At 74.6% G+C, this 7181-nt stretch carries 7 protein-coding genes; 2 read left to right on the top strand and 5 right to left on the bottom strand.

Features of this window, described 5'->3' with window-relative positions:
* Positions 1-207: 207 nt before the first annotated feature.
* A complete protein-coding gene (locus AB0E96_RS36200; protein WP_359830251.1) occupies positions 208-546 on the bottom strand; it encodes a cyclic-phosphate processing receiver domain-containing protein in 339 nt (112 codons plus the stop codon).
* Between the two features lie 102 nt (positions 547-648).
* A complete protein-coding gene (locus tag AB0E96_RS36195; protein WP_359830249.1) occupies positions 649-2316 on the bottom strand; it encodes an MFS transporter in 1668 nt (555 codons plus the stop codon).
* A gap of 155 nt (positions 2317-2471) precedes the next feature.
* On the opposite strand from AB0E96_RS36195, the gene AB0E96_RS36190 reads away from it, so the two are divergent.
* Both AB0E96_RS36190 and AB0E96_RS36185 read left to right on the top strand, forming a co-directional pair.
* Positions 2472-3464: an AsnC family transcriptional regulator gene (locus AB0E96_RS36190; protein WP_359830247.1), complete on the top strand. Its 993-nt coding sequence runs from the start codon at positions 2472-2474 to the stop codon at positions 3462-3464.
* A gap of 170 nt (positions 3465-3634) precedes the next feature.
* Positions 3635-4426 carry a SpcZ gene (locus AB0E96_RS36185; protein WP_359830245.1) on the top strand — a complete coding sequence of 264 codons (792 nt, stop codon included), beginning with the start codon at positions 3635-3637 and terminating at the stop codon, positions 4424-4426.
* A 42-nt stretch (positions 4427-4468) separates the two neighbouring features.
* Here the strand turns inward: AB0E96_RS36185 and AB0E96_RS36180 are convergent, their stop codons facing one another.
* The 3 genes from AB0E96_RS36180 to AB0E96_RS36170 are packed head-to-tail and all read right to left on the bottom strand — an operon-like array spanning position 4469 to position 7081.
* Positions 4469-5341, bottom strand: coding sequence for a TauD/TfdA family dioxygenase (locus tag AB0E96_RS36180; RefSeq protein ID WP_359830243.1), 873 nt, complete (start codon positions 5339-5341; stop codon positions 4469-4471).
* A gap of 32 nt (positions 5342-5373) precedes the next feature.
* Positions 5374-6069, bottom strand: a complete 696-nt coding sequence (locus tag AB0E96_RS36175; RefSeq protein ID WP_359830241.1) for a hypothetical protein — start codon at positions 6067-6069, stop codon at positions 5374-5376.
* Positions 6032-7081 (bottom strand): GSCFA domain-containing protein, encoded by a 1050-nt coding sequence (locus tag AB0E96_RS36170; RefSeq protein WP_359830240.1) that lies wholly within the window; start codon positions 7079-7081, stop codon positions 6032-6034. The genes AB0E96_RS36175 and AB0E96_RS36170 overlap by 38 nt, the downstream gene beginning before the upstream one ends.
* Positions 7082-7181 lie beyond the last annotated feature (100 nt).

Raw genomic sequence — 7181 nt, 5'->3', positions numbered from 1 at the left:
GGGCCCTGCTGCGCACCCGCCCGCTCGCGGCGGACGGCTGAGCCGCCGCCGGGGCCGCGGCGGCGGCAAGGCGGCGGCCGCCCCGGCGGGGGCTACGGGATGCTCCACCGGTGCGGATGCTCCGGCCCGGTGGGGGCGGGCGAAGACGTTCAGCTGCCCGTGGCTGCCGAGGACGAGTTCGGCCACGCCGCCCCGGCGCCGGCTTCGCTAGGCCGTGGCCCGCCGGACCCGGTAGTTCCAGCGCGTGAGCGACCGGACGACGGTGGCGGCGCCGGCGGGGTTGGCGCTGTGGACGTGGACCGTGCCGATCCGGAAGGGCCGTCCGCGGAAGGCCGCCTCCTCCAGGAGGGTCACCACCGGCATGATGCTGTCGTCACCGCCGAGGTCGTGGTCGAGCCAGAGCTCGTCGATGTACCCGTCGCGGTGTTCCCGCAGGAGCTCGACGCCCTCGCGGCTGGTGCGGGCGATCCGGGTGGCCCGGGGCAGCGGCCGGAGGTCGTCGATGCCGAGGACGACGGGCGTCGGCGCGGTCGGGGTCTCTGTCACCTGGTCATCGTCCCAGGAGCGCGGCCGCGCGTTCGGTGATTTTTCGATCGACCGTACGGCTCGGCGCGGCCGGCGTCCTGGGCGGGCGGTGGTGCCCGGTTGTCACGGTGTGCGCTGCAGCCCCTGGGCGGAAGCACCGTCGGCGGCGGCGGGGACGGCGGTGGCAGAGGCGGCGGTGCGCGCCATCGGGGCCGTGGCCCCTACCGGGGCACCGCTGGCGGGACGGCCGGCGGCGGGCCGGCCGGCGGGCGCGGCCGGGCGCAGCAGGACGGCGCAGGTGAGGGCGGCCAGCAGGGCGAGCGAGGCGGACACGATCAGGCAGAGCCGGAGGCCGTCGAGGAAGGAGCCGCCGAGCGCGCTCAGGGCCGGTCCGGTGGCGGCCCCCAGGTCGAGCCCGGCCACGGCGCCGAGCCCCTGCTCCCGGGCGACGTCGAGGACGTGGCCGCCGGTCTCGGCGGGCACTCCGGCGTCGGCGAGTCGGTCGGGCAGGGCGCCGAGGGCGCGGGTGGTCAGCAGGGCGCCGAGCACGGCCGGGCCGAGGGCGCCGCCGAGCTGGCGGAAGGCGTTGTTGCCCGCGGCGGCCATGCCGGCCAGGTGGTGCGGGACGGAGGAGACGGCGGAGGCCGTCATCGGGGTGAGGACGGCGCCGATGCCCAGGCCGAGCAGGACCAGGCGCCAGGCGAGCGACCCGTAGGAGGTGCCGGCGTCGATGCCGCTCAGCGACAGCAGCGAGCCGGCCATCACCACCAGGCCGGTGGTGATCATGACCCGGGGGGACACCCGGTGCATCAGCCGGCCGACGGGGATGCCCGCGACCAGGGACGTCCCGGACACCAGGACCATCCGCAGTCCGGCCTCCAGCGTGGTCAGGTGCTGCACCAGGCCGAAGTACAGGCTCAGGACGAAGAAGAAGCCGATCAGCCCCAGGAAGCTGACCATGGCGACCAGGGAGGTGGCGGCGAAGGCGGGGCTGCGGAACAGGGCCGGGTCGAGCATCGGGCTGCCGCTGCGGCGCTCCACGAGGACGAACGCGACGGCGCTGACGGCGCCGAGCACCAGGGCCGACACCACGTGGGGCGCGCCGAAGCCGTCGGCGCCGCCCTCGATCACGCCGTAGACGACGGCGGTGACGGCGACGGCCGCGGTGATCTGCCCGGGCCAGTCGAGCCGCCGGCCGTGCGGCGCCCGCGAGTCGGGGAGCAGGAAGGCCGCGACGACCAGCACGACCAGGGACACCGGGACGGGCAGGAGGAAGATCCAGCGCACCCCGACGTGCTCCAGCAGTACCCCGGCGATCAGCGGTCCCATGGCCAGCGAGGCCAGCATGGACATCGCCCACAGGCCGATGAACCTGCCGCGCTCGCGGTGGTCGGGGACCGCGTGGCTGATCAGGGCCAGCGTGGTGGGCAGCAGCGCCGCCGCGCCCAGGCCGGAGGCCGCCTGCCCGACCCACAGCGACTGCACCGAGTCCGAGCCCAGCGAGACGGCCGCGCCCAGTGCGCAGAAGGCCATGCCCACCTGGAACACCCGCTTGCGGCCGTGGACGTCGCCCCACACCCCGGTGGTGAGGATCAGCGCGGCCATCGGCAGCACGAACGCGTCCGACACCCAGGACAGTTGGGAGGTCGAGGCGCCCAGCGTCCGCTGGATCGCCGGCAGGCTCACCGACACGGTGGTCACGGGAAGGTAGGCGACGAAGACGCCCAGGCAGGCCATGACGAGCGTGACGCCTCGTCCGGCCCCGGGGCGCTGCACCGTTGCGGAGTTCATGGGGGGTGGTTCCTTCGACTGCGGGATGCCGCGCGGGCACCGGATGCTGTGTGGGCGCGGACCAGCTTCGCCTCGGAGGACGAGAAATCCACAAGCGATCCGAGCCGGTGCGGAACAACCTCCATCAGGGCGCGCCTCCGTGCGAGGATTCCTCCGTGTACGACGACCTGGACGGCAAAATCATCCACGGGCTCCACTGCGCCCCCCGCACCTCGTTCCGCCACCTCGGCGAGATCGTCGGAGTGTCCGAACAGACCGTGGCCCGCCGCTACAACGCGCTGCGCCGCGACGGGGTCATGCGCGTCGTCGGGCTGAGCAACCCGGCCGCCCACGGGCGGGCGGAGTGGATCGCGCGGCTGCGGTGCCGCCCGGACGCCGCGGGGCCCGTCGCCGACTCCCTCGCCCGCAGGCCCGAGGTCGGCTACGCCAGCATCGCCTCCGGCGGGTCGGAGATCATCTGCACCATCCGCTCGGCGGCCCGCACCGGGCGCGACGACGTCCTGCTGCGGCAGCTCCCGAAGGCCGCCTCGATCCTCGACATGAGCGTGGACCTCCTCATCCACCCGTTCGGTCCCCCGGGCCCGGGCGGCTGGGCCGGCGGCCGGCAGTCCCTCACCGACGAGCAGGTGCGGCGGCTGACGGCGGAGCGCCCCGTGCCCGCCGGGCCGGTGCTCGCCCCGACCGACGAGGACCGCCCCCTCTTCGAGGCCCTGGCGGAGGACGGCCGGGCCTCCCACACCCGCCTCGCGGAGGCCACCGGCTGGTCGGCGGCCCGGGTCGCCCGCCGGCTGGAGGCGCTGGAGGCCGCCGGTTCCCTCCTGTTCGGCATCGACATCCTGCCCGAACGCCTCGGCTACGAGCTCAACGCCATCCTGTGGCTCCAGGTCGACCTGCCCGCACTCCACCGGATCGGTGAGGAACTCGGCCGGCACGACGAGTGCGCCTTCGTCGCCGCCACCAGCGGCCGGCACAACCTCATGGCCGTCGTCATCTGCCGGGACACCCCCGCCTTCTACCGCTACCTCAGCGGCCCCCTGGCCGGCGTCGAGGGCATCCGGGGCTACGAGATCAGCGTCCGCGCCCGCCGCCTCAAGCAGTCCGTCTCCCTCATCCACCACGGACGGCTGGTCCACCCCACGCTGGGCTGACGCGAGCGGGCGCGGACCGTCTTGCCGACGCCGTCGCCGACGCGTCAGCATGGGCTGCCGGTACCCCGCGGCCGTACGGCCCGGAACGACACGGCCCGGAACGACACGGCGGCACCGCACGGCACGGCTCGGCACGAAGCAAGCGGACAGTCCACCCAGGAGCGGAGCAGATGACCTCATCCGAGACCTTCCCGGCCTTCCACTCGGCCCCCGGCGCCGCCACCCGGGCCCCCGACGGAGCGCCGGTAGCGGCCGAGGGGCGGGTTGAGGAGCCGGCCGGGGGACCGGCCGTGCCGCCCTGGCTGGCCCAGGTCGCGGAGGCGCTGTCCGACGGCATGGACGCCGATGCGGCGAGGGCCTGGGCGCGCCGGGTGCACCGGGAGGTGGAGCGGCTGGACGGCAGGGTGCCGTTCAGCGTGGTCCACGACTGGTACTGCTCCGCCGTCGGCCCGCTGCTGGCCGAGGCGAGTGCGCGACTCGGCGGGTCCACCGCCCCGCACCGGGCCGTCCTGGCCCTGCACGAGAGGGCCGTGGACGGCGGCCCGGTCGACGAGGGCACGTGGCGCGCGGCGCTCGAACCGGGGCTGCGGGAGCTCTACCGCCACGTGTACCCCAGCGCCGAGGCCCACGCGGCGGCGGCCGCGGCGGCCGGCGCCTACGCGCTGGCGAACGGCTACGACGAGGCCGAGGCCGCCCGCTTCGGCGAGACCTACGCGGAGCTCAACACCACGGCCAACGTGCGCTCCCACACCGACGCGAACGCCCTGGCCAACGCCGCCGCGATGGCGGCCGCCTACGCGGCGGCGGACCCGGCCGCCTACGCCGCGACCTGGCCGGCCGCCCGGGTGCGCGCGGTGGTGCGGGTCCACGCCGACCGGAACGACGAGCGGGGCGAGCGCGCCGCCTGGGCTCGGCTGGCCGAAGGACTCGCCGACGGCCTGGCCCGCGCGGACGCCGCCTGAGCCCGGCCGGCCGGTACCCGCTCGGGTGCCGGCCGGTCCGGCTCAGCCCTTGAGCGGCCCGCCGTTGATGGCGACCCGGCGGCCGTAGCGGGTGTGCGGGTAGTAGTCGTACGTGGCGTGGTGCTGGACGCAGCGGTTGTCCCAGAACACCAGCGTGTTCGGGGTCCAGCGGATCCGGCAGGTCAGCATCGGCCGCTGGGCGGGCAGCGCGCAGAGCAGGTCGAGCAGGGCCCGGCTCTCGTCTGCCGACAGCTGGGGGATGCGCGCGGTGTAGGCCTTGTTGACGTAGAGGATCCTGCGGTCGGTCTCGGGGTGGCGCACCACCAGCGGGTGCTCGTTCTTGGGGATCACGTATCCCGGCGGCGGGGTGTAGCCCTGGAAGGCGACGAGGCCGTCGTGCACCGCGGTGAGGCCGTCGAGCAGTCCGCGCATCGTCGGGGAGAGCATCTCGTACGCCAGGTGCATGTTGGCGAACATGGTGTCGCCGCCGCTGCCCGGTTCCGGCACCCTGGTGATGTAGAGCATCGACCCGAGGGAGGGTTCGGCGTCGGCGGTGCCGTCGGCGTGCCAGCCGTTGCCGGCGACGTTCTCGGCCTCGGCGCCGGTGCTGATCTCCAGGACGTACGGATCGGCGTCCACCGGCGGCGGGTTGACGGGGCGCAGTTCGCCGAAGTGGCCGGCGAAGCGCTTGTGGTCCTCGTCCGTCAGGTGCTGGTCGCGGAGGACGAGGACGTGGTGGTCGAGGAACGCCCGCTTCAGCTCGGCCAGTTGCTCACCCGACAGCTCCTGGGAGAGGTCGACGCCGGAGACCTCGGCGCCGATCACCGGGGTGACCGGGTCGACCGTGATGGTCCGGTACTCCGGGGCGGGCCTGGTGGTGACGGCCCTGACGGCGTCCAGTTCGTACTGCTCCATGACGTGCTCCTGTGATGGGGGACTCGGTGTCGTCACAGCCCGCGGGCCAGCAGGTCCGCGAGGACCAGCCGGCCGAAGGCCAGGTTGCCGTGGATGGCGTCGTCGGCCTCGCAGAACTCGGGGCGCTGGAAGCCGTCCGGTCCGGTGGTGCGGGCGCGGAGGTCGACGAGTTCGACGCCGAGATCGTCGAGCGCGCGGCGGACCGTCTCCTGCGCGGCCGTGAACACCACCGGGTCGGACTGCTCCGGCACCCGCTGCGGCGGCAGCACCGCCAGCACCCGCAGGCCGAGGGCGAGGGCGTGGCGGTAGAAGGCCAGGGCGTCGCGCACGCTCGCGCGGACGACGGCGTCGAACAGCGGGCCGCCGAGGAAGCCCGGGGGGAAGCCGCCGTCGCGGCGGCGGTGGAGGTGCCAGTTCTCCCGGGTGGCGACGAAGTGCGAGCTGAGGCCGAAGGTGCACACCAGCGGGACGGCGAGGCGGCCGAGGCCGTCCACGTCCAGCTCGGCCAGGAAGCCCCGGTAGTACGCGTCGGCCTCGGCCTTGCGGAACACCACGTCGTGCCCGCGCGGTTCGAAGAAGTCGTCGGTGAACTCGCGCCCGGCGCCGATCGGACCGCCCTGGAAGGGGATCCGGGCGGCCTTCGCGGCCCGTCCGATCGGGCCCGCGTGCGAGTCGCCGAGCAGCAGGAACCTAGCGGGGGCGGTAGTAGTCGAGGACGGCGTCGTCACAGGTGTCCACCTCCTTCGGCTCCGCCACCGGCGCACCGGCGCGGACCGGCCGTGGACCGGCCTCGGTCCGCGTCAGCCCGGCCATGAAGTGCCGCATGACGAACTCGACGCCCTCGGGCGTCACTTCGCGCAGGTTCGACGCGTAGAACCTGCTCCGGAACGGGAGTCCGGTGATGAGCTCGTACGACGGGAAGTAGTCGACGTCGTCGAGGTCCTGGGTCAGCTGGCCGGCCACCGTCCGCAGCAGCGACTTGGCGTAGGTGTTGACGGTGAGCGCGTGGCCGCCGGTCGCGGTCGCGGTCAGCGGATGCGGCGAGACGGTCAGCAGGACCCGCAGCCGCGGGTTGGCCTCGCGGGCCAGTGCCACGGCGTCCGTCAGGTCGCGGCGGACCTCGTCGAAGGTGAAGTGGTGGAGGACGTGGCGGTCCGGGTCGAAGGTGCCGCGCACGGTGCCGGGGCAGGACGGGAGGACGGTGCCGTCGGCGCGGTCCAGCCACGCCTCGGCCAGCCCCATGGTGAACACCAGGCAGCCGGCCTCGGTGACGGCCTCCCGGATGGCGGCGAGGGTCGTCTCCCGGGCCGCCAGCACCTCCTCCACGGAGGCGTGGCCGCCGGGTTCCACGGACGGGCGGCAGGGGTCGTGGTACCGGCCCTCCTCCGGCCACGCCCAGGCGGGCGGCGTCGAACGGCCGAAGGCCCAGGAGAGCCACTGCCGCAGCACGGCGGGGGTGTAGATGTTCCCGGTGCGGAACGAGAACACCCCGTAGTGGCGCGCCCGGCGCTCCTCCTCGGTCAGCCCCGGCGGGGCCGGCTCCGCGTCGTACCAGTTCATGCCCCGCTCCAGCAGGGCACGGCCGATGTGCGCGGCGAAGCAGGAGCCCGCGGTGAGGATCGGGTCGTCCTGCCCGATCGCGAACGCGGGCGTCCACAGGTCGTCGATGGCGAGCGGGTCCGGCTCGGCCACGGCGGTGCGCCAGAACGAGCGCGCCGGTAGGGACTGGTAGGGGTTCACGAGGGTCCGCGACGCAGTCGTGGCGTGAACCGCGCCCAAGACCTCGCAGGAGCAGCGCGGTTCGCGTCAAGAGGCGAAGCGCGGGTTTGATCCAAGCGTG

Origin of the sequence: Kitasatospora sp. NPDC036755, from assembly GCF_040636595.1 — a bacterium.
Classification (GTDB): Bacteria; Actinomycetota; Actinomycetes; order Streptomycetales; family Streptomycetaceae; genus Kitasatospora.
This window is presented reverse-complemented; position numbering and strand designations above follow the sequence as displayed.

What these genes read in the sequence shown, in the direction of transcription:
- AB0E96_RS36195 (WP_359830249.1), bottom strand. Translation starts at nt 2,316, where the DNA reads ATGAACTCCGCAACGGTGCAGCGCCCCGGGGCCGGACGAGGCGTCACG.
- AB0E96_RS36185 (WP_359830245.1), top strand. Translation starts at nt 3,635, where the DNA reads ATGACCTCATCCGAGACCTTCCCGGCCTTCCACTCGGCCCCCGGCGCC.
- AB0E96_RS36180 (WP_359830243.1), bottom strand. Translation starts at nt 5,341, where the DNA reads ATGGAGCAGTACGAACTGGACGCCGTCAGGGCCGTCACCACCAGGCCC.